Origin of the sequence: Caldicellulosiruptor sp. DIB 104C, assembly GCF_028198085.1 — a bacterium.
GTDB classification, from domain to species: Bacteria; Bacillota; Thermoanaerobacteria; order Caldicellulosiruptorales; family Caldicellulosiruptoraceae; genus Caldicellulosiruptor; species Caldicellulosiruptor saccharolyticus.
Genome location: NZ_CP116337.1, coordinates 56,150 through 79,108, shown reverse-complemented (window position 1 = coordinate 79,108; position 22,959 = coordinate 56,150). Strand labels below are relative to the sequence as shown.

Here is a 22,959-nt window from a genome sequence, read left to right as displayed (position 1 = left end):
CAGCCCTCGAACATCTGGATTGTCACTTAATTATTTCCTTTGCATATACCTGTTATATGCATTTTGATAAATTCTTATCGCTTCATCTATTTTCATTCTTTTTAATGTCTTTACAAACGAATTGTAATTATTGTATTTATCTGTCATCATTTTAAGAAACATTTCATCATAGAAAGTATTAACAGTATTCATAATATTTGCAAGTCTATTTGACTCTTCAGGAGTTAAAAATAGAGTTATTGGTGGCAAAGCAATCTCGTTTGTAACCTTTGACCAGTTCTTAGATGCTTCCTTTTGTTGAGGAAGTAAAAAGGATATCTGCAGACTGTATTCCCTTGACTGAACAAAAGCACCTAATATAGGAACATATTTACCAAGCGCTTCTTTAGGTCCAAGTTTTGGATTATTCATAATCTCGTCAGTATAAAGTGGACGTCCATTTTTAATTACATATGATTTTCCCTGGACTCCAAAATTCATTACTAAATATCCTTCTTTACTATAAGCCCAATCTAAAACCTTACATGCAGCTTCAATATTCTTACAATTTGTAGAAATTGCTGCACCTCTACCAGTAAACGGATACTCGTTTTGCCCGATTTTTACTTTTTCACCTTTTTTCAGAGAAGGATATGGTACTCCTATAAGATCAAACGATGTACCTTTTTTTACTGTCAGATATGTTCCCATTTGTCCACCTATAAGACCAAGCCATGAACCTATCTTGTCAGAAAGCACATTTGCTTCTATTACTTTTCTATCCATTGTCAGTACATCAGGGTCGATTAAACCTTCTTTCCACCATTTTGCCAGCGTGCTCATAAAAGATTTAAATTGAGGTTCTAATGGGCCATACTTAACCTTGCCATTTATCTGGAAGAAATCTGTTTTTATTCCCCATGCGCCAACTAAAAAACTACTATAATCAAAGGCAGCACGTGGATTTGAAGCTCCCCTTAAAATCGAAAATGGCCTTTCATCGCGCTGACCGTTTCCATTTGGGTCATTCAATTTAAAAGCTTTTAACATTTTGTACCATTCATCAACTGTCTCAGGCGGGTCAATGTTGAGTTTCTTTAACCAATCTTTCCTTACTTGAGGACCATAATAAGCATCAATTGGAAGTTCCTTTAGTGAAGGGAAACAGTACAAATCACCATCCACTGTTGATACCATTTTCTTTATATCAGGGTTCTTTTTTAGATAATTATTCAAATTAGGAGCATACTTTGGAATGTAGTTATTTAATGGAATAATAACTTTATCAAGTAATGCCTTTTGTGGACCACCCGGATAACCATTCCAACCCCATTCTATTATATCTGTCATTTGGCGTGAAGCAATCATTAAATTGAACTGGTCATTTGCTGCAGAACTGCTGAGTGGTGGGTGTTTAAAAACAATCTTTATACCTGTTTTCTTTTGTAATATTTGGTAGCAGGGAAGTTCGTTATAGCTTTTGTAATGCAGGGCCTGTTCTGCACCCATAGGTACCCAATAAGTCAATGTAACTTTTGTGGCTGCCTCAGCCTTTGGTGTTAAAAAAGCAGAGTTAAAAATTGTTAAACAGAAAAAGCTAAAGAGCAAATAAATTACTGTAACCTTCAAAAATCCTTTGCTTAACATAGTTTCCCTCCTTATAGGCTCATTTCTCTTTTGGGTTTGAGCCTATTATAGCACGTTAAATCAAAAATGCTTTCAAGAAGAATTTAAACTTCAAAGGACTAAATTAATATTTTACCAACATATAATTCAATAAATGCTAATTATTTGGGTGGATTTTTTTAATCTAACACAGACTATTTTAAAGTCCTAATTTTAAATTTCATCATATTAAAAATGTACACAAACCTTAGTATTTTGCTAAGGTTTATAATGTATGTGTTTTATAATTTTTATTTTTTGTACCAAAAATTCTTCCAAATTCTATTGTCTGAACAGCTAACATTGATAGGATTCATTCTTTTAAAGCATTTGCGCTGCTCATAAGAACATCTGCCAAAAGAGATTTTCGCACAAGATAGTAAAACCCCAAAGGGCAATACTTAAGCCCTCGGGAATAAGTATTGAAAGGTTACCTTGCAAGCCAGCCACCATCAACGTTCAAGATACAACCATTTACATAGTCAGAAGCTGATGATGCCAAGAACACAACAGCACCTTGCAAATCTTCTGGGGTACCCCATCTGCCTGCCGGAATTCTAGAAAGGATCTCAGCACTCCTGACAGGGTCTTCGCGAAGCGGTTTTGTATTATCTGTTGCCATATAACCTGGTGCTATTGCATTGACATTTATCTTGTACTTTGCCCACTCATTTGCAAGTGCTTTTGTAATTCCCGCAACACCGCTTTTACTTGCTGTGTATGATGGAACTCTTATTCCGCCCTGGAATGAAAGCATGGATGCGATGTTTATTATCTTGCCGCCTGTTCCTTGTTCGATGAACTGTCTTGCGGCAGCTTGACAGAAGAAAAACACTGTCTTGAGGTTTAGATTTAAAACATCATCCCAATCTTTTTCTGTAAAGTCAATTGCATCGCATCTTCTGATTATTCCCGCATTGTTAACAAGAATGTCAAGCTTACCAAATTTTTGAATGGTCTTTTCAATTATCATATTGATTGGCTCAATTGTTCTCAAATCTGCTTGAATTTCTAAAAATCTTCTACCTAATGCCTCTACTTTCTGTTTCGTCGCTGTACAAGGACCAGAGGCCACCCCAACTATGTCTGCACCAGCTTCAGCCAAAGCAATTGCCATACCCTGCCCAAGACCTTTTGATGCGCCTGTCACAATTGCAACCTTACCATCCAGTTTGAACTTATCTAATATCATTCAATGCCACCTCCAAAATTGCCCTTCATCTTAAATCTTTCATAGAAACCGGATTTACATCAGAATATGATTGATTCTCCCCTGCCATTGCCCAGATGAATGTATAGCTCTTTGTACCAACACCAGAGTGTATCGACCAGCTCGGGCTGATTACCGCCTGTTCATTTCTCACAATAATATGTCTTGTCTCACCTGGCTCGCCCATGAAATGGAATACCACAGCATCATCTGGCATGTCAAAATAAAAATATACTTCCATCCTCCTGTCATGAAGATGGCAGGGCATGGTGTTCCATACATTGTTTGGCTCCAAAATGGTCATTCCCATTACCAGCTGACAACTTTTTACACCGTCCGGATGGATGTATTTGTAGATTGTCCTTTCATTTGATTCAGAAAGTGAACCAAGATGAGTTGCCTCAGTTTGCTTGATATCAATCTTCTCCGTTGGATACTGCTTGTGGGCAGGCGTTGAAACAAAGTAGAACTTTGCCGGATTTGAAGGGTCATCACTTCCAAATTCAAGCTTTTTGGTGGACATTCCAACATAAAGACCATCTTTCTTGTCAAGTTCGAACTTTTGTCCATCTGCAACAACATACCCTTTGCTGCCTATATTGATTATCCCAATCTCTCTTCTTTCAAGAAAATACTGAGCACCAATCTCTTTTCCATCTTCCAAGACCAAAACCTCCACTGTTGGCACAGCTCCACCAACTATCACCCTGTCAACATGAGTGTAGACCATGTTTATCTTGCCATATTCAAAGAGGTTTTCAATCAAAAACTCTTTCCTTATCTGTTCTGTTGTAAGAGTTTTGAACTGATTTGGATGCATTGCAAATCGAACTTCCATATTTCAAATAACCCTCCCTTGTTTATCTTCTCATCATACCAGAGCCATCTTGTAAAAGTGCCTGTTTTATTTCATCCTCAGTCACAATCAAACTGTCGCCTTCAACTGTATGTTTTAGTGCACACATGTACGTTGCAACCTCAAGCATCTGAGTGCTTTCAAGGCCTCTTAAAATTCCATAAAGCACACCTGCCACAAAAGCATCGCCTGCTCCAACTCTGTCAACAATTTCTATCTCGCGCTTTTTAGAAAATACAATGTTGCCATTCTCGTCACTTGTATAGGCAAAAAAGATGTTTTTAGAAGCAGAGAGGCTTCTTCTTGCAGCAAGAACTACTTTGTTTAAGTTTTGGTACTTTGTTTGCAGCTTTTCAAACAAAACCTTTTGACCATCTGGGGTAAGGTCAATGCCTTGAAAATACTTTTCTTCCATATCAATTTTCAAAACTCTTCTCACATGCTCTTCGTTGGTAACCAGGATGTCCACATACGGCATAAGCTCTGAGATTACCTCGTTTGCCCTGTCATAGCTCCACAGTTTTGACCTATAATTGATGTCAAACGCCACCTTTGCACCTGCATTTTTTGCAGTTTTAAAAGCCATCTTTAGCTCATTTAGCACATTTTGTGATAAAGCAGCTGTAATTCCTGTTGAGAAAAATATCTTTGTTTTTTCCAAAATTTGCTTCCAGTTGATATCTCCAGGCTGTATTTCATTTATGGCAGAGTTTGATCTGTCGTATACAACAGAAGATGCTCTCTGCCCTACGCCTTTTTCAAGAAAATAAATTCCAAGCCTTTTACCTTTTCTTTTTATATAGCTTGTGTCAACTCCATATCTTCTCAAAAAGTTTACCGTAGTATCGCCAAGAGGATTCGGAGGAAGGAGTGTAACATAGCTTGTCTTTACCCCAACGTTTGACAGCGCAACAACAACGTTCGCCTCAGCACCACCAAAGTTGATGTCAAAACTTGTTGCCTGCACAATCCTTTGATATCCTGGTGGAGATAGCCGCAACATTATCTCGCCAAAACTCACAACCTCAAACATCCTACCTATACCTTCCCCTTTGCCATCTTTATTTTCTGGACAAACTGTCTGCAAACATCTTCTACCTTACTATAATCCTCATCCTTTGCATACTTTGTTATATTACTGCCCACACCTACAGCAAACGCACCTGCTTTTATCCACTCATCAACATTGTCAAGGTCAACGCCACCAGTTGGCATAAGCCTTGCCTGTGGAATTGGCCCTTTGTATGCTTTTATAATCTTTGGCCCGAAAAGCTCGCCAGGGAAAATCTTTATAACATCTGCGCCGCACTCAAGCGCCTCCACAACCTCTTTTATTGTCATAGCGCCGGGCATTGAAGCTATCCTGTACTTGTTACAAAGTTTTACCATTTCAGGATTGAGATATGGACTTACAACAAACTTTGCACCCGCCAAGATTGCAATTCGTGCTGTTTCGCTGTCAAGAACTGTACCTGCTCCTATTATAATCTCATCTTCCTTGTACGTGCTTGTAAGATACTTTATTATCTCGTCAGCGCCGGGCACGGTAAAGGTTATCTCAATTGCACTAGCACCACCTTTTATACATGCCTCTGTGATCTTGAGAGCCTTCTCTTTCGACTCTGCACGAACAACAACAACAAGTCCATTTTCGTTTATCCTTTGCAGAACCTGTTCCTTTTCCATCCTGTTACATCTCCTTTCCCCTATGTTTTTTTCTCCTCCACATGCCCAAGCCTGTGAGAAATCTTCTTTGCAGTCTCCACAACCTTTTGCGCATTCTCTTCATCCTTGTGAGGTGGTAGGACGCTCACAGGTGCTGAAATGCTAATAGCAGCAATCATCTCGCCTCTGTAGTCATATATGGGTGCTGCAATACACCTTACACCTTCTTGCAACTCTTCATTGTCAACTGCAAAGCCTCTCTCTCGAACACTTCTTATCTCATCGAGAAGCTTTTCTATATTTGTAATAGTGTTTTGTGTATATGATTGAAGAGAAATTGTAGATAGTATCTTTTCAACTTCTTGGTCTGAAAATTTGCTGAGCATCACTTTCCCCAGTGCTGTACAGTATGCTGGAACTCTTTTGCCAATTGAGGAGTAAAGCCTTATTGAGTTTACCTGCTCAATCTTGTCAATGTACACAACATCGCAACCATCAAGAATTGCTAAGTGCACGGTCACATTTAACATAGCCACAAGCTCACGCAAAAACGGATGTGCTTCGGTTCTGAGCTCAATGTTGTTAAGATAAAGGCTCGAAATCTCAACAAACTTTACACCAAGCTTGTAGCACAAGGTCTGTGGGTCTTTTTGAACATACCCTCTGTTAAGTAGTGTCTGCAAAATCCTGTGGACGGTAGTCTTGTGAAGTGAAAGTTTTTGAGAAAGCTGAGTAATTGAAAGCCCTTTTGGCTCAACAGCCAAAGCCTCGATTATTTCAAACGCTCTTTCAATTGACTGAACAGAATTTTGTGACATATCAGTCTCTCCTGTTTCGTATTGTGAAATACTGTTTCGTATTGTTCATAAAAATATTATAGCATTATTTTCTGGGCTTTAAAATTATCAATTTCGCTAATTTAAATGCTCCCTGCGGGAATAACTACCTTCCCGCAGGGAAATATTTACCAAAAGGAGATGCTTTATTACTTTTTGTTCAAAACCTCTTTATTGACAAGTGTTCTTGGAACTCTTCCTTCAATGAAATCTACTATATTGTTTGCCGCAAGCATTGCCATGTCAAGTCTTGACTCTTCTGTTGCAGAACCAATGTGAGGAAGCATTACAACATTGTCAAGTTCAGCCAGTTCTGGCTCAAACTCGGGTTCTCTCTCATACACGTCAAGCCCTGCAGCATAAATCTTCTTTTCTTTCAGCGCCTTTACAAGCGCCTTTTCATCGACAATTGGTCCGCGTGCTGTGTTAATCAATATTGCCGACGGCTTCATAAGAGAAAGCTCTCTTTCACCAATCATATGTCTTGTTTGTGGTGTGAGAGGCACGTGAATTGATATAAAATCTGCTTCTTTTAAAAGCTCATCTAATGCTACATACTGAGCGCCCATTTCCTTTTCAAAGTTTTCTTTTCTCTCAAAATCATAGTACAAAATCTTCATGTTAAAACCTTTTGACATCCTTGCAAAAGCCTGGCCAATCCTACCTGCACCAATTACACCAAGTGTTTTGCCTGTTATGCCCTTGCCTAAAAAGAGCATTGGACCCCAGCCTTTATAATGTCCGCCTCTCATGAACTTGTCAGCTTCAACTATTCTTCTTGCCGCAGCAAAGAGCAGCGCCCACGCAAGCTCAGCTGTTGCATTTGTCAGAACGTCTGGTGTGTTTGTTACATAAACTCCTCTTTTTGTTGCCTCTTCAATATCTATGTTATCGTACCCCACTGCATAGTTCGCAACAATCTTAACATTTGGGGCATGGTCGAAAAATTCTTTATCAACCTTGTCAACAAGCTGGGTCAAAACTGCGTCCTTGTCAGCTATAGCTTTCAAAAGCTGTTCTCTTGTCATCGGTCTGTCGTGCGGGTTTACTTCAACCTCACCATATTTTTTCAAAAGCTCAATTGCAGGTTCCATTATTCGTCTTGTCACAAGTATCTTCATGCAAAATTTCCCTCCCGTTACTTGCTAAGTATCTCTATTTTCCTAAATTATTTTGAAATAAAAACTTTTACAGTCTTGCCCATGCTTCGTTCAAAACCCTCTTTGAACTTGCAAGCACAATTTTGGGATCTTGACCTGGCATAGGTGATACCTCAAAGCTCAAGATAGGTCTTTTTTCTGGATTTAAAAATCCTATCTCTTTTAAGACTCTCAAAAATTCAATTACCTCTTCAACATCGTTCTCTCCGCCTTCAATTCCAAACATTGGATGCTTGTCACCATACGCAGGATGGTTTTTGTCTTTCACAACTGCATTTCCTATGTGAACATGTGTAAGATAGTCTTTTACTGGCAAAAGTGCCTGCTGTGCTGTTTCTCTTGTAAGTGGCAAATGGCTCAAATCCACAATCAACCCAAAGTTGTCGTATTCTTTTCTTATCTCGGCTGCGAATCTTGCTGCAAGCTCAGCAGGTCCAATCAAACTCATTTTGTCAATGTCAAAATCAAACACTTCAAGCTCTATCATAAAGTTACCTCTTGACTTTGCATACTCACAAAGCTCTTTTGTTGTTTCAACCAAAGCTTTATACGCTTCTTCCTTACGGTTTTCATCATACTGCCTTGATAAAAACCCAAGACCAACTGCTTCAAGTTCGCATGCTTCATCAATTCTCTCTTTTAAGAAGGCAACAACCTGTTTTCTCTTTTCACTGTCATAGTCATTCGGATTGAGCCCTGTTCTCAAAAGTGTTGGCTGTGCACCATACGCAACTGTTACATGTGCATCTTTTAACATATTCTTTACTCTTTTTCTTACTTCACTATCTTTTATCCATGTAATCTCTACTGCATTAAAGTAATCATCTTCAAGAACTGTTTTTAAAGTCTCCTCAATTGGCCCTTCTCCACCAATAACCTCTGGGAAAGACATGAAATGAATTGTCCCTATCTTAAGATATTTATAAATCGGCTCGTTCATCTAAAACACCTCCAAATAAGTTTATTAGTATCTATTATAATTGTTTTTAAATTATGTCATAGCTTCCAAAAACCTTTAACTTCTTCATGGCTTCCTCTTTGACAATCCTTCTAATTTCATCAAAGATTGCAGGGGTCAAATCACTTGTGGCTTTGACAAACTCAGGAAGTTTTTCATTTATCGCTAAAGTCAGATCAGTGAAAATATTCACCTTGTTAATTCCGTACTCTATACACTTTTTAAAATCATTATCTGAAAGCCCAGAGCCACCGTGCAAAACAAGATAACAATCAACTCTTTTTCTTATTTCCGCAAGTCTTTCAAAATCAAGCTTAGGCTCGCCCTTGTAGACACCGTGAACTGTACCAATTGAAACAGCTAAAGCATCAACACCTGTCTCATTTGCAAATACCTCTGCCTCTTCAGGTTTTGTATAAAACTCTGGATTTTTAAAATCCCACTCGCCTCTTCCAACAACGCCAAGTTCTCCCTCAACACTTACACCAACAGAATGCGCTATCTCAACAACTTCCTTGGTTTTCTTTATATTTTCCTCAAATGGCAAGTTTGATCCGTCAAACATGACAGATGTAAACCCGGCCTTTATTGCTCTGATGATATTTTTCAGGCTCTTTGCATGGTCAAGATGCACACACACAGGCACAGATGCCCTTTTTGCAAGGAAAATCATTACCTCTGCAAGCATTTCAAAGTCAAGCCTGTCGATGAATCTGTCTGCAATGCCAATTATAATAGGGGTTTTTAGCTCTTCTGCTGCGTCAATTAAGCCTTGATAAAACTCTGCAGAAAGGCCGTTGAACATCCCCACACCAAATTTTTTTACCTTTGTGTAACCCAAAACATCATTTAAATTTACAAGCAAAACAAAGACCTCCTAACCTTTTAGCTTGAAATCTTGGAAATCTTTGGATATATACTGGACACTGAATTATACAGTTCATTGTAAATTTCATACACCTTGTCATAAACTCGTTGGTTGTTTGGGTTTGGCATATATTCAAAGAGCACCTCGCGTTTTTCTTCAATAAGGCTTTCTCTTGCACCAATCGCCACTGCTGCTAAAAGCATTGCTCCTTTTGACGCAGCCTCTGACACCTTTTCAACAATCACTTTCTTCCCTAAAATATCAGCTTTTATCTTGCTCCACACAGTGCTCTTTGCCCCGCCACCCATTGAAACAACGTTTTCAACCTTCAAGCCCATACCTTCTAAAATCTCTATGCATGCACGAATCTCATATGATATTCCTTCCAATACACTTCTTGCTATATCTCCTCTTGAATGTGTAAGTGTCAGTCCAAACAATACACCTCTTGCATCAGGATTCCACCTTGTTGCACGTGACCCCATGAAAAATGGCAAAAGCACAATCCCATTTGCTCCAGGGCTTGAATTTTCTGCCTCTTTGTCAATTATCTCATAGGCGTTCTCGCCTTTTTCTTTTTCGCCTCTGTATAGGTTGTCCCGAACCCATCTTAGGATAGTGCCGCTTGTTGATATACCTTGTTCAATCAGGTAATAATCTCTTATTACATGACACGAACAAACAACCCTTGGATCAAGCAGCTCTGGAACCTTGTTTGATGACATTGACACGTTTGTTGCTGTGCCAGTCGACTCCATAACACGCGAACCAATAATGCCTGCACCAACTGCTTCTAAAGGCCTGTCTCCACCACCGCTTATAACAGGAATGCCACTTTTAAGTCCAAGCATCTTTGCAACATCATCTTTTAAGTACCCTATTATCTCATCTGCATAGCATAGCTTCGGAAACTGATTTTGTTTCACACCTACAAATTCAAAGATATCTTGCCACCACTGTCTTTTGTTTATATCAAACATCATTGTCCTGCTTGCCAGCGAATGGTCTGTTGCCGCCTCACCTGTTAGTTTATACCCGATAAACTCTTTTGGTTGCAAGAAAACTGTAGCCTTTTTTAAAACATCTGGCTCATACTTTTTAAACCACAAAAGCTTTGTTGCAGTAAAGGTTGAATCTGGAATAAGTCCTGTGATTTTATGTATAGTTTCTTTCCCAAATTCCTGTGAGATTTGTTCAGCTTCAAGCCGTGAGCGCCTGTCCATCCATGAAATAGCTCTGTACAAAATATTGCCGTCCTTATCAAGCGGAACAACTGTCTCTCTCTGAGATGAAAGACCTATGGCAACAATGCTACTGCCATCTGTCTGCTGAAGACACTCCTTAATCCCACTTACACACTCACTCCACCAATCGTTCGGGTCTTGTTCTGCCCATTCAATCTGGGGTGTGTAAGTGGGATATTCCCTATTTGACTTTGCCAAAATATTACCTTGTAAATCAAAAACTATTACCTTGCATGCTGTTGTACCTATGTCAATTGTAAGAATTTTGCTCATTGAATGTACTTTGCTCCTTTCAGAAAGACTCAAAGGTTATACAATGGTGAGCTTTACACCTTTTTGCCTAAACTTTTCAACAAGTTCACTGTCAATTTCTCCTGAGGTTATAATCTCTGTGACCTTGTTTAAACTGCAAAACGAAACCATAGCATTTTTCGAAAACTTACTACTGTCTGCAACAACTATTACCTCTCTGCTGCTTTCAATCATTGCCTTCTTTACCTCTGCTTCGAATATGTCAGAGGTGGTAAGCCCTTTTTCGAGTGAAATTCCACTTGTTCCAATAAACGCTATATCAGCACTAAATTGCGTAAAACTTTTTTGTGCCTCAGGACCTACTATGGAAAAATTTGAACTCTTTACTTTACCACCAACCAGAAAAAGGTTAATATTGCTGTTTGTTACAAGCTCGTTTATAATATTTACACCATTAGTAATTACAGTTATGTTTTGTGCTGTCTTTAAGTTCCTTGCTATTTGGTAGGTAGTTGTGCCTGTATCTAAGATTATTATCATCCCTTCTTTAATCCTCTTTACAGCTTCTTTTGCTATTTTTTCTTTTTCTTGTATAAATTCTTTTGCTCTTTGAGAAATAGGTGGAACAATTGTAAATCCTTCTTTTAGAATTGCTCCTCCATAATTCTTCTCGATTATTCCTTCCTGCTCAAGTTTTTTGAGGTCACGTCGGATAGTCTCATCTGATACATTGAAGATATTGCACAATTCTGTGACAGTCACACTCTTTTTTTCCATTAAGATTTCCTTTATCTTTTGCCTTCTTGTTGCAGAGAGCATACCTTTAATCACCTATTCTTCTATGTGGATTTGTGTGTCAACTTATATATATTCTACTCAATTTTTTGAGGAATTGCAATATGAAATTCAAAAGAATTACACAAGATTGGTCAAGACAAGTTGCTAAGATTGCAAATAAAAAAAGACTGCTTTCTTCTCTCGCAGCCTATTACAACAACTTCAATATTACTTAGCTCAAATTAGCATCAAAAATGATTTACTTCCTCTCTTTTAAGTCTTCGAAGAGCAACAATCTTGTTTCCTCTCTGATTCTGTTTTACCTTCTCACAAAGAGAAGAAACTATCATAAGTCCTCGTCCGAATTCATACAAATCCTCAATTTTCTCATCTTCCTCATAAGGTGTGTACTCTTTGAACACTTCTTCAATATCAAACCCTTCACCTTCATCTTCTACCACAATATAACTAAGTTTTTTGTCAACAACTCCTATCTTTACTTTCACGCTTTTTGAACTATCACCTTTGTTCCCATGAATAATGGCATTTATCAAAAGCTCATTTACTATAAGTTTGAATTCTAAAAGCTCTTCGGCAGTAATATCTGCCTCTCTCATCAAAAATGAAAGTATTTCCTTTTCAATTGTCTTGACAAGTTGAAGACTGCTACTAAAAACAAGCTGTAAAAACTTATTCTCCATTTCTTCCTCGCAACCTTTCTTCTTCTAAATTTTATTACTGCTTCTTTAAAACTACTTTTTTACACTACAACTACTTTTTTAACTTTTGAAGAATTCCTTCTATTACATATATACCCCTAAAAATTCAGCATTACACAACTTATCTTTTGAATTTCCACCTTTAAATCCTTCTTTTTTCAAAAAAACTCTTTAAAAGGGCTTTGCATTCTTCTTCGCATATTCCGCCTATTACTTCAACTTTATGATTTAGGTTTGGATCTTGAGAAAGCTTAAAACAAGATTCTGCAGCTCCCATTTTAAAGTCCCTTGCACCAAAGTAAAGCCTATCAATCTTACTTAGAACTATCGCACTCATACACATAGGACAAGGCTCTTTTGTCACAACCATCTCGCAGCCTCTTAAGTCCTTTGTAGATAGCTTTGATGTGGCATCAAGTATCGCAAGGATTTCTGCGTGAAATATGGCATTTTTGCTATCATTTTTTTGTATACTGATAATCTCACCATCTCTGAGCACTGCTGCCGCTATGGGAATGTCTTCCATAGAACTTACATAATCTATTAGTTTTTTCATTACATTATATATATACATCAACTTTTCACCCTTTTTCTTTATCAATTTTTAACAAATTTTTTTGAATTTTTTTGTAAGCCAAGTATGCAAAAACATGTTTATCCTACTTATCTTTAGTGATACTATTATTTATAGCAGTAAAAAGCTTATGGAGTGAATCAGATTGGAAAATGCAAATCAGTTTATAACAAAATATATATACCTTTTTGCAATAACAAGCTTAGTATTTCCAATTTTTATGATGTTTTCTTCGTTTGTCATGACCAAGAACCCATCTAATTTATTTATATCATTTTTGATAATGAATGCATTGTTTTTGTTGATTCCCTATCTTATCAAAAAAAGAAGCACAGGACTGTGGGAAAAGATCTTAAATATCTTGTTCATAATAATAATCCCGCAAGGCTTTGCTTTGATTGTCTTAAAACCTTATGGAATTTTGGAGATGTTCATAGGCCAAATCTTTTGTATGGGCCTTTATATTCACTCCTACTTAGTTTATGAAAAAGAAGAAGTTAACATTTCACTTGGCGCAATTTTAGCTGGGCTTTGGGCTATTATAATTGTCAGTGGACTTTCAACTTTTTTGAACGTCCCAAAAAATATTATAAACCAGTATTCTACCTACTCAATAATCTTTCTTGTTGCAAGTGTGTATCTTTCAAATAGGATAAACTTGGAAAATTTAATTAGCCGCAGATACAGACGTACAAACAGCATATCAACAAGTATAAGCTTTATAAATCTTTTTTTGAGTTTAGCATTTATTGTAATTTTACTTCTTTTATTCAAATTCAAAGGCTTTGCGCCCTATGTTGTTGCTTTCATTGTTGAGACAATAAAGTTTATCTTTAAAATAATAAAAAAGATATTAGAATTTCTAAATTCACTTTTTGCAACAACTAAACCTATGTCAAACTCTAACAATGACATTGCTGAACTTCTCAAAAACATGAAACCTGCTAAAAAGAGTTTGATTTCTCAAATACTTGATATAATCGGCTATCTTTTGGCCCTTGGAATACTTGGATTTCTCATTTACAAAGCACTTGGATTTATAAAGATTGCTATTGAAGAGATGATAAGAAATTTGCTTTTGTTTTTGGCAAAGGTTACAAATAACATTCAAATGGTAGAAAGAGGTCAAAACTATACTGATATTAAGACGTTTATACTTGCAAAAAAGAGGCCAAAAGCTAAACCGAAGCAGACAAAGATTAAAAAGATAAATCTAAAGAAAATTTCGGATTTGAACTTACGCCTAAGAATCATTTTCAAGCTTACAATGGAGTACTTTTATCAAAAGAAAAACTATAATCTAAAAACCTCTCTCACTCCACTTGAGATGGGAAGACTAATTGCAAGAGGTGAACTTGTAAACAATAGCACTATTGAAGATTTAATTGATGAATATAATAAAGTGAGATACCACAAAAAATATAGCGTTATCTCGACAGAGCAATTTGAAGAGTTTGTTAAAAATCTCAAATGACCATTTTTGGTGGTATATCAAAAAATCTGAATGAATAATCTATTATCAGAAACTAAAACTCTTTAAAAGTCATGAAATTAAGAAGATATATTCTCATTGTTATCAAGAAAGCAAAGCTAAGTCAATATTTCATCCCTTTACTTGCAATTTTTTGTTTTATTGTGCTTACACTTGTTTACATTTTTTACAATCCAAAACCACAAGCTGTTGAAACCTCGGCACAATCTCAAGCTTATGTAGCGTTGATATTCGAAGATGCAGGAATGGATGAGCAAGAGATTCAAAAACTTTTGGAGATTAATCTTCCATTTGATGTTGCAATCATTCCTTTCTTGCCTTTTTCCAATAAGATTGCTCTTATGTGCAGCAAAAATAATAAAGAGGTTCTGATGCACCTTTCAATGGAACCAGAAGACCAGAATACTGTTTGGCTAACTCCGCGCAGTATAATGAATAATACTCCTGATGATGAGGTGGAGAAAGTATTCAAAGATGCAATGTTAAATCTACCGCACAGCAAAGGCTTTAGTATTCATTTGGGAACACTTGTGTGTACAAATGAGAAAATAGTCAGCCACTTAGTGAACTTGGCAAAGGCAAACAATATGATAATTGTTGACTCAACATCATCACCAAGATCATTATTTCCAAAGATTGGAAAGCAAAAAGGTATTGATGTGATACCCCATGATGTCATCCTAGACTCAAAAAATGAGCTAAAGCCTATACAAGACAAATTTAGACTCCTTTTTAACAAAGCAAAGAAAAAAGGTTTTGCAGTGGGAATTGGACATTTGGGGCAGGAAGGTGGCCTTACAACTATTGAGGCATTTAAAGAAGTATTAAAAGATGCTCAAAGAGAAAACATAAAATTTGTATTTGTGTCAGATATTGCTAAATTAATTAAACAAACTGACTAAAATTTTTAATTGAATTTTAGAGAAGCTCAACATATAATTAATATTTGGAAACTACATGCGAAAAAAGAAGGGAGTCGGTAGCAGAAAAGATGACAAAAAGACTTGTAGCATTTGCAGTTATTATCATGTTTATATCAACTTTTTCTACAGCTATATTTGCAACAGGTATACAAAACCTTCCTGAAAAAGCACACTTTTCAATTGAACCAAAAGGAAATGCAGTTGAGATATTAAAAGGAAACCAGGTTGTGGCCAAGATTTTACCACCAGAACTTTTAAATAATACTTCAACAAAAAAATCGAAAGAGATTTTTACAATTGATATTCCTTTTATTGAAAATGGAGCTATCAAATGGAGGATTGAAAAGAGCGAACCTTCGGATATCTCGTTTTTAACAGAGGGCAAAAACAAAGTTTTAAAGCTTGATTTTCACACAATGAATGCCTTTTATAAAATAACTTCGCCTTATATTTCTCTTAAAGATGAATATCAATCTGTGATGCTATCGTTTGACTACAAAGTAGACTACCAAAACCTTATTCACTTTAAAGAAGAGGAAAATGTAAACGTCGAGATAGCAATCTTTGGTGAAAATAAAACAAAGATATTGTCATTGCCTGAAAAGCTAAAATTAACACCTGGTTGGGGAACGTTTAAGACATCATTTTCTCTGCCAATTGATGCAAGGTATATAACATTTGAAGTTTCTCAAAATGGCAAGAATGTTAAAACTGTGCAGTTTAGAAATTTCAAAATAGGTTTTGTAAAACCGTCAAAGTACTCCTTTGCGCTAAAGCGCGTTGATAAGTACAATAACTTAATAGAACAGGTGTTTGAAAATGGTTTCCAGAAGATAACCAGAAAAGTTTTTGTATCATCATCAGAGGATGTGATAAATGTTGAAGAGATTTTGAAGTCAAAAGAGGATCACCAAGTTTTTAAGGAATACTCACCTGTTGTGTTTGAGTCAAAGCCGCTTTTTATTCTAAAGCGTGATTATTCAATTTCAAAATTTACAAGCCCAATGTATGTAACAGATTCCCTTTCTGACTTTTATCTTAAGCTTTACAACTGTGCAATGGGCTATACTAATAATTACGATTCTATTGAAACTTATAACTTAAAAAATAAGGCAAATGTATTCCTGTTTTTTTCAAACTCTGATGATATAAAGTATTTCTTAATTGGGAAAAACAAAGAGCATATCTGGACAACAACACAGCTTTTCAAAAAGGGTTTTGAAAAAAGCTTCACTTATTCTATCTTTCCAGCAGACTTCGGTTATGCTATAAAATCACGCGCGCCTGATGGTAGAAAAGGTATTTTAGTATTTTCCAACCATGCTGATTCAAATATGATTTCAATTATAAAAGCTATAATGTTTGGCACAACAGATACAAAAGATAGCTCATATATGAAAAAAGGATTTGTGGGGTATAAAATCCCAATAACATGGGGATTTTTCTACAAATCTATAAAAGGAATACCTGGTTTTGACAATCCTGAGTACAAGAAACTCATTGAATTTCTTGCTCAAAAAGGCATAGAGGTTGTGCTTCACACAGCATCGCCTATTGCAAAAGAAAACACCCCGCAGCTTATCGAAAAGGCATTAAATGCTACAAGTTATTTAAAACTTGATGACTGGATTGACCACAGTTTATCTGATGGTACTCGTTGTGGAGATTTGAAAAGCGAAGGAGCTATAAAAACAAGCAAAAACTACACATTTAATCTTTTTTTAAAGCATGGTTATAAATACTGCTGGTCTTATTTGGATGTGAAGTTAGATGACCTCAATATGCTCGAACCAAACCAGGTAAACAAACATCCACAAATTTTCTTTAAAAATTATAATTTTGGTGAAGGTGATTCTTTATACCAATGGAATTCTGTAAGGTACAGAAATCTTTTGTCAATGCTGACAAAGCCGCGGCTTGAAAAGTTTGTAAACGAAAACGGAGTCTGTATTATACACGATTATTTTGCTCATCCTATGCAGAAAAGAAAATTTTTTATTGTGAAAAACAAAAATGTATATATAAGTCGGCAACTTGACAATAACCTGAAACTCGTAGCAATATTTAGAGACAAAAAACTTTTGTGGGTACCCACCGTAAAGCAGTTTATCAATTATGAAATCGCACTGAAAAATGTAATAATTACTCCCCTTGACAAATCAGCTTTGCTTGTTGACAACAAAAATGGCTTTGATATAAAGGGCTTTACGCTCATTACCATCTTACAAAATGGTCAAGAAAGAAGAATTGTAACAACACTTGTACCAGGAATAAATATAATTTCACTGCCACAATAACAAAAAAGGTTTCTACCTTTCTTTCTGTTACGGGTAGAAACCTTTTCTTTTTAAATCTTTATTCTCCAGCTGAAATAACAGCTTCATATTTTTCAATTACAGCTTTTTGAACCATATCGCGCATCTCTTGGTTTATGGGATGTGCAATGTCTTTGAATTCACCCTCTGGTGTCTTTCTGCTCGGCATTGCAATAAATAATCCATTTTGCCCCTCGATAATCTTAATGTCATGCACAACAAAACAGTTGTCAAATGTCACAGATACAATAGCCTTCATCCTGCCCTCATTTGTAATCTTTCTAATCCTAACATCTGTCACCTGCATAAGCCCATCCTCCATGTTAATTTTACTTTCTGTTTAGTTTATATAATTCTACATTTTTCTATCTTTCCCTTTAGTATTTCCAACAAATTTTCCTTTCAATTTAGTGCATTTTATATAAATTTTATGAAATTACTTGATTATTTATCGAAAATTCAATCTTTTTGTTTTCTGCATCAAGGGTATCTAAAATCAAAAGGCTTTTATAATCTATATCAATGCTTTTTTTATCCTTTGTGGCAATCAAAACCCCAACTCCCACCAATGTAGACTCAAATTCACTGAGCAAGTCTCTCATCCCACGAACAGTACCACCGCCGCGCATAAAATCGTCTATAAAAAGCACCCTTGAGCCTCTTTTTATAGCCTTTTTTGCCATTGTCATTGTCTCAATCTTCCCTGTTGTTCCTGAGATGTATGAGATATTGACTGTTGAGCCTTCTGTAAACTTGCTTCCACTTCGCGCAACAACCAATGGTTTGTTAAAATACTGTGCAACATAAGATGCAAGTGCAATTCCTTTTGCCTCAACAGTGGCAATATAGTCTATTTCTTTTTCTAAAAAAAGCCTCAAAAAAATCTTTGCAGCCTTTTTAATTATCTCTGGGCTGAATACAATGTCGTTTATATATACAAATCCCCCAGATACAATTCTCTCTGGGTTTTGAAGCTCATTTTTCAAAAAGTTCAAAAATTCTATCTCATCCTCTTTCTTCATAACCGGAATATAATAAACACCGCCAGCAGCACCGCTTATTGTCTCAAGCCTGCCTTGTCCTGTCTCAACAAATACCTTTGATATGAGGTCAATATCTTCACTCAAAGTAGATTTAGCACAGTTCAATTTCTCACAAAAAAAACTTAAACTAAAAATCTTCATTGGATTTTGCGTTAAGATATTAGTAATATATATAAGCCTTTCGGCCTTTCCTGCCTTTTCCATTCTAAACTTTGCACCTCCAAAATAAAAAGCCCCAATATTGAGAATAATTATATCACACTTGCCGAATGATATAAAGAAAAATTAAATTAACGTTCGATAAGTTAAAATTATTTTAACAATTCAAACAAAAAAGAAGTATAATATAAAATGTATGATAGTTTCAATATTGAAAAAATTTCTGTTGTTGGAGGTAAGTTTTTTAATGAATAAATTTTTTTTAATCGGCATTGGTGGAATATCGATGAGTGCAATCGCACTCATTCTTAAAAATCATGGACATATTGTAGAAGGTTCTGATATGCAAGAGAGTATAACCACCAGAATGCTTAGGGAAAAGGGAATTAACGTATATATAGGACATGATGAAAACCACATAAAAGGCGATGAGATAGTAATTTTCACAGCGGCCATTCCAAAAGACAATCCAGAACTTGTAAAGGCAAAAAGGCTGGGACTTAAAGTTTATGAAAGAGCTGAATTTTTAGGAATGCTCATGAAAGATTATAAAAATGTTATAGCGGTTTCTGGCACACATGGAAAAACCACTACTACTTCAATGATAGGATACATTTTAAAAAAAGCTCTTTTAAATCCTACAGTCTTGGTTGGGGCATTTGTAAAACAGCTTGGTGGAAATTTCTGTATTGGTTCCAGTGAGTATTTAGTTGTTGAGGCATGTGAATACGTCGATAGTTTTTTAAATTTCAATCCCAGCATTGGTGTAATTTTGAACATTGACAATGACCATTTGGACTATTTTAAGGATATAGAGTCAATCAAAGACTCCTTCAGAAAGTTTGCTCTCAAAATTCCCCAAAACGGATTTATTGTTGCAAATCTTGACGATGAGAATGTTTATTCAGTTGCAAGTTATTTAAAGCAAAATGTAATATATTTTTCCACCAAAACAAAGGCAGATTTTTGGGCAGACAATATAACTTCATGCAATGGCTATTATGAATTTGATGTTGTTAACAAAGATTTTAAACATCTTTGCCATATTAAACTTAATATCCCTGGATTTCACAATGTGTATAATAGCTTAGCAGCTTTTTCAGTTGCATACACATTGGGAATTGATAAAAATACTATCAAAGAAGCTATTTTTGAATTTTGTGGCGCATCTCGAAGACTCGAGAAATTAGGTAAAATTGACGGCATAGTCCTTTATGATGACTATGCTCACCACCCTACTGAAATAGAAGCAACACTTAGGACGTTGAAAAAATTAGCCAAAGAAAAAGTTATTGTAATCTTTCAGCCACATACATTTAGTAGACTCAAAAGTCTCATGGAAGGGTTTGTAAAAAGTCTTTCTTTAGCAGACAAAGTTATTGTCACTGATGTCTATGCTGCGCGGGAAAAGAACGTGTACGGTGTTAGCTCAAAAGATTTATATGAAAAGCTCAAAAAAGCAGGTGTTGACTGCGAGTATATAGATCAATTTGAAAAAATAGCAGAATATGTATTGAATACTGCTCAAAAGGGTGACATTGTTGCAACAATCGGTGCGGGTGATGTAAACAAGTGTATAGAGTTAATACTTGACAAATCACCTGTGAAATCATAAGAAAAAAGCTGCCTCAAAAACCCAAGAAAGTAAATGACCATGTGAGGCAGCTTTTTTATCTTACTATCAAAAGTTTTTGACCAGGAAAAATTTCAGCATTTTCTAATTGATTAAAACTCATTAGCTTTTCAACTGTTGTTTTATACTTTTTGGCAATTTTCCAGAGGGTATCACCTTTCTGGACCGTATAGATATACATTGAGGCAAGTCTCTCTTCTTCTTTTTCTATCTTTTCGAGCATCTGTACATCACTTATGATCTCCACATTTACAGAGCGTTTTGCCCAAAGTTCAGCCACCAGATGTGCCCTTATTTCAACTTCGTTTGCTGACAAGATAGAAAATGACAGGTTTTCAATATCAATGTCATCATAGACCTTGTCTTGTTCTTCAGTTCCATCCAAGTCAATCTTGATGGAAAATGGGATTTGGGTGGTTGCACTTTTTATAATGTCCTGCTCATCCTTTGAAATATAAATCAAAAAGACAACAAGTACACCTTTTACTTGAGCTGCATTCTTTTCAGCCTTTACCATGTCAATTTCAACTCTACCAGACAACGAAAAAATCTGCTCTGGTTCACTTGGAAGAACTACTACCTCTTTGATTGTGTGTACCTGCCGAGTTTTTCCAACAAACTGTTCTATGTTCAAAAACTTCTTAGACTCTTTTAGTTCATGCATTGTGGAATAAACATCTACAATAGGTTCAATTGTTTCAAGCTGATTGAATGCTATCTCTGCCTCAACCACAATGTCATATTCAATTCTCCTTAGCTCCCCTACCTCATCTGTCTTGGGAGAAACTTTAAAGCTCTTTATATAAAACTTCACAATAGGTTCTAAGTCATCTGGAATATTCGAAAGTTCAACAAAATGTTCAGCAAACATTTCATGTTCAACCGTCTCAAGAGGATTTTGACCTATGTCAGGAGAATAAAGAGTCTTGATATCAATCTTCAAATCAATAGCAAGCTTCTTTCTGTCAAACTTGATATTCTTATCAGATAGTCTTGCAAATGAGCGCAAAATCTCTCTGATTGAAGATTTTCCTTGTGGAATCTCTAAGATTTCCTTTTTAGTAATTTGCTCTGTAAATGTAAGTGGGTTGGAAATAGTAATTCTTTCTTTTAGGAACCTTAACGATTCATCTTCAATATGGTCTAAATACTCAATTGAGGTTGACGATTTGACTAAAAGGCAAATCTCAACTATTGCTTTTGCTGAAAGTTTTCTTTGGCTAAGTGCCGAGCAATAGCTGTATATAAGGTCATCTTTTACCTCATATGCCATACCCGGTCTTACTCCCAACATATCAAACACCTTAGAAAACTCGGCACAGCTTGAAACAAAGGAGATTTTCTTAAGCGGGTCATTTGAAAGGTAAATTATTCTAAAATCCACTTCACCCTGAACCACCACCCTATCATTTAAAACCTCTACGCTTGTGATAAAAACATCTGCATCTGTCTGCAATACTTTTAGGACATCAGGCTTTATCTCAGGAAGTAAAATCTCCCCTTCCACAATAACTTTTTGCGAGTCTGACCCATACACGTTCATGTACTCAATCTTTTCATACCTTTTATCCAATTTTAAAGTTAACCTCCATATAAACTCATCTTTTCTCTAATAAAATATATGCAGGGACGTCCGGATAATATGTAAAATAAAAAAAGAGCTTATTCTCACAACCTCAGAATAAGCTCTTTTTTAAAGTGTTGACAAATTGATATTTTTGGTTATAATTAAAACGTACAAGTAAAATTGATAAAAAGCCGTTTTTTACATAACATTTACCTTTGTATTTGTCCTACAAAGAATTATTTCAACTGTATTTGTTATAAGGTCTGAATAGGTATAGGTCACACACCTGAACTGTTTGCACTCTCTGTCAATCGGGAACTTGACAACAAAGATATTTGAATAAGTGTTCTCCAAGATACCTTCTACTTCAATCATTTTTTTGCGTCCTTTGTTTGCACGCACAAGTACTTTTTCGCCTTTGAGGGCCTCAATGTCCTTTTTGATCTGCTGAAGGTGTAGCTTATCAACCACCTTAACATCACTGCCCCTCTTAAAAAATTATTTAATTTGAAAGCTACATTGACATTATTCACCATTTTGCTACATCTAAAAACATAATTATTATATCACTATTCTTTTTTTTTGTAAATAGAGGGGAATAAATATTATAAAGTGTTTTTTTAAATATGTCAATAAGCCAAATGAGGCAATTTTTCAAAAATACCGGTTAATAACTCACTATTTTAGAGTTTTGACTATTTTTCTTATGAATTCTCTTTAAAAAGCCTTTTAAGCTTTAGAAATAGAATTTGATCTTAGTGTAAAATATTTATAGGATTTGAGATGGCAAAAAGCTCCCTCCTCTTGGCACAATAGAAAGAAAGATGTAAAATATAAGGTTGAAAAAAACAAAAAAGAAAAGGAAAAACAAACCAAAGGAGGGAGCAAAATGACTAAAAATATTGTATCAAAAATAGAAGAACTTTTAAAGACTTTTGAGGACGGATTAGAGAAGATAGTGAGAAGGGAGAAAGATTTAACAGAATATTCAATTGAGCTTAAGAAGCAATTGGACCAGATAGGTAAGGGGATGATAGAGGAGGCATGTAAATTTATAGATGAAG

Annotated in this window: 21 protein-coding genes and 1 pseudogene; 5 read left to right on the top strand and 17 right to left on the bottom strand. The window is 35.9% G+C overall.

Going from position 1 to position 22,959, the window contains the following annotated elements; all coding sequences use genetic code 11:
- Positions 1-30: 30 nt before the first annotated feature.
- The 13 genes from PGC14_RS00330 to PGC14_RS00270 all read right to left on the bottom strand — a co-directional run bounded on the left by PGC14_RS00330 (position 31) and on the right by PGC14_RS00270 (position 12,763).
- Complete coding sequence (locus PGC14_RS00330) at positions 31-1,626, bottom strand: extracellular solute-binding protein (RefSeq protein ID WP_271629211.1); 1,596 nt, start codon at positions 1,624-1,626, stop codon at positions 31-33.
- Positions 1,627-2,074: 448 nt separating this feature from the next.
- Entirely contained in the window at positions 2,075-2,836 is a 762-nt protein-coding gene (gene kduD, locus PGC14_RS00325) for a 2-dehydro-3-deoxy-D-gluconate 5-dehydrogenase KduD (RefSeq protein ID WP_271629210.1), read from the bottom strand.
- 25 nt (positions 2,837-2,861) lie between these two features.
- Positions 2,862-3,692 (bottom strand): 5-dehydro-4-deoxy-D-glucuronate isomerase, encoded by an 831-nt coding sequence (gene kduI / locus PGC14_RS00320; RefSeq protein ID WP_271629209.1) that lies wholly within the window; start codon positions 3,690-3,692, stop codon positions 2,862-2,864.
- A 22-nt stretch (positions 3,693-3,714) separates the two neighbouring features.
- Positions 3,715-4,743, bottom strand: a complete 1,029-nt coding sequence (locus tag PGC14_RS00315; protein ID WP_271629208.1) for a sugar kinase — start codon at positions 4,741-4,743, stop codon at positions 3,715-3,717.
- 5 nt (positions 4,744-4,748) lie between these two features.
- Positions 4,749-5,396: a bifunctional 2-keto-4-hydroxyglutarate aldolase/2-keto-3-deoxy-6-phosphogluconate aldolase gene (locus tag PGC14_RS00310; RefSeq protein WP_039766144.1), complete on the bottom strand. Its 648-nt coding sequence runs from the start codon at positions 5,394-5,396 to the stop codon at positions 4,749-4,751.
- A gap of 20 nt (positions 5,397-5,416) precedes the next feature.
- Entirely contained in the window at positions 5,417-6,193 is a 777-nt protein-coding gene (locus PGC14_RS00305) for an IclR family transcriptional regulator (RefSeq protein ID WP_271629207.1), read from the bottom strand.
- Positions 6,194-6,360: 167 nt separating this feature from the next.
- Positions 6,361-7,332, bottom strand: coding sequence for a glyoxylate reductase (gyaR, locus tag PGC14_RS00300; protein ID WP_271629206.1), 972 nt, complete (start codon positions 7,330-7,332; stop codon positions 6,361-6,363).
- A gap of 67 nt (positions 7,333-7,399) precedes the next feature.
- The gene (locus tag PGC14_RS00295) at positions 7,400-8,311 is read right to left on the bottom strand and encodes a sugar phosphate isomerase/epimerase family protein (RefSeq protein WP_271629205.1); all 912 of its coding nucleotides are present in this window, start codon (positions 8,309-8,311) and stop codon (positions 7,400-7,402) included.
- A gap of 46 nt (positions 8,312-8,357) precedes the next feature.
- Positions 8,358-9,194, bottom strand: a complete 837-nt coding sequence (locus PGC14_RS00290; RefSeq protein WP_271629204.1) for a class II fructose-bisphosphate aldolase — start codon at positions 9,192-9,194, stop codon at positions 8,358-8,360.
- A 20-nt stretch (positions 9,195-9,214) separates the two neighbouring features.
- Complete coding sequence (gene xylB / locus PGC14_RS00285; protein WP_271629203.1) at positions 9,215-10,714, bottom strand: xylulokinase; 1,500 nt, start codon at positions 10,712-10,714, stop codon at positions 9,215-9,217.
- Between the two features lie 36 nt (positions 10,715-10,750).
- Positions 10,751-11,512, bottom strand: a complete 762-nt coding sequence (locus tag PGC14_RS00280; RefSeq protein WP_039766188.1) for a DeoR/GlpR family DNA-binding transcription regulator — start codon at positions 11,510-11,512, stop codon at positions 10,751-10,753.
- A gap of 206 nt (positions 11,513-11,718) precedes the next feature.
- Positions 11,719-12,171 carry an ATP-binding protein gene (locus tag PGC14_RS00275; RefSeq protein ID WP_039766128.1) on the bottom strand — a complete coding sequence of 151 codons (453 nt, stop codon included), beginning with the start codon at positions 12,169-12,171 and terminating at the stop codon, positions 11,719-11,721.
- A 160-nt stretch (positions 12,172-12,331) separates the two neighbouring features.
- Complete coding sequence (locus PGC14_RS00270) at positions 12,332-12,763, bottom strand: nucleoside deaminase (RefSeq protein WP_039766126.1); 432 nt, start codon at positions 12,761-12,763, stop codon at positions 12,332-12,334.
- A 145-nt stretch (positions 12,764-12,908) separates the two neighbouring features.
- Between PGC14_RS00270 and PGC14_RS00265 the strand changes: the two genes are divergently transcribed.
- The 3 genes from PGC14_RS00265 to PGC14_RS00255 all read left to right on the top strand — a co-directional run bounded on the left by PGC14_RS00265 (position 12,909) and on the right by PGC14_RS00255 (position 17,475).
- Positions 12,909-14,237, top strand: coding sequence for a hypothetical protein (locus tag PGC14_RS00265; protein ID WP_271629202.1), 1,329 nt, complete (start codon positions 12,909-12,911; stop codon positions 14,235-14,237).
- 71 nt (positions 14,238-14,308) lie between these two features.
- Positions 14,309-15,157 carry a divergent polysaccharide deacetylase family protein gene (locus PGC14_RS00260; protein ID WP_039766122.1) on the top strand — a complete coding sequence of 283 codons (849 nt, stop codon included), beginning with the start codon at positions 14,309-14,311 and terminating at the stop codon, positions 15,155-15,157.
- Between the two features lie 89 nt (positions 15,158-15,246).
- A complete protein-coding gene (locus tag PGC14_RS00255) occupies positions 15,247-17,475 on the top strand; it encodes a hypothetical protein (protein WP_271629201.1) in 2,229 nt (742 codons plus the stop codon).
- Positions 17,476-17,533: 58 nt separating this feature from the next.
- Here PGC14_RS00255 and spoVG read toward each other — a convergent pair whose 3' ends face one another.
- Together spoVG and purR are read right to left on the bottom strand one after the other, a co-directional pair.
- The gene (gene spoVG / locus PGC14_RS00250) at positions 17,534-17,800 is read right to left on the bottom strand and encodes a septation regulator SpoVG (protein ID WP_011915937.1); all 267 of its coding nucleotides are present in this window, start codon (positions 17,798-17,800) and stop codon (positions 17,534-17,536) included.
- Positions 17,801-17,921: 121 nt separating this feature from the next.
- Entirely contained in the window at positions 17,922-18,740 is an 819-nt protein-coding gene (gene purR, locus PGC14_RS00245; protein ID WP_011915936.1) for a pur operon repressor, read from the bottom strand.
- A 202-nt stretch (positions 18,741-18,942) separates the two neighbouring features.
- On the opposite strand from purR, the gene murC reads away from it, so the two are divergent.
- Positions 18,943-20,310: a UDP-N-acetylmuramate--L-alanine ligase gene (murC, locus tag PGC14_RS00240; RefSeq protein WP_011915935.1), complete on the top strand. Its 1,368-nt coding sequence runs from the start codon at positions 18,943-18,945 to the stop codon at positions 20,308-20,310.
- A 55-nt stretch (positions 20,311-20,365) separates the two neighbouring features.
- Here the strand turns inward: murC and PGC14_RS00235 are convergent, their stop codons facing one another.
- Both PGC14_RS00235 and PGC14_RS00230 read right to left on the bottom strand, forming a co-directional pair.
- A complete protein-coding gene (locus PGC14_RS00235; protein WP_011915934.1) occupies positions 20,366-21,901 on the bottom strand; it encodes a DUF3794 and LysM peptidoglycan-binding domain-containing protein in 1,536 nt (511 codons plus the stop codon).
- 192 nt (positions 21,902-22,093) lie between these two features.
- The gene (locus PGC14_RS00230) at positions 22,094-22,366 is read right to left on the bottom strand and encodes a Veg family protein (protein ID WP_011915933.1); all 273 of its coding nucleotides are present in this window, start codon (positions 22,364-22,366) and stop codon (positions 22,094-22,096) included.
- A 418-nt stretch (positions 22,367-22,784) separates the two neighbouring features.
- Between PGC14_RS00230 and PGC14_RS00225 the strand changes: the two are divergent.
- Positions 22,785-22,958: pseudogene (locus PGC14_RS00225) on the top strand (ISLre2 family transposase); the annotation flags it as partial.
- Between the last annotated feature and the right edge of the window lies 1 nt (position 22,959).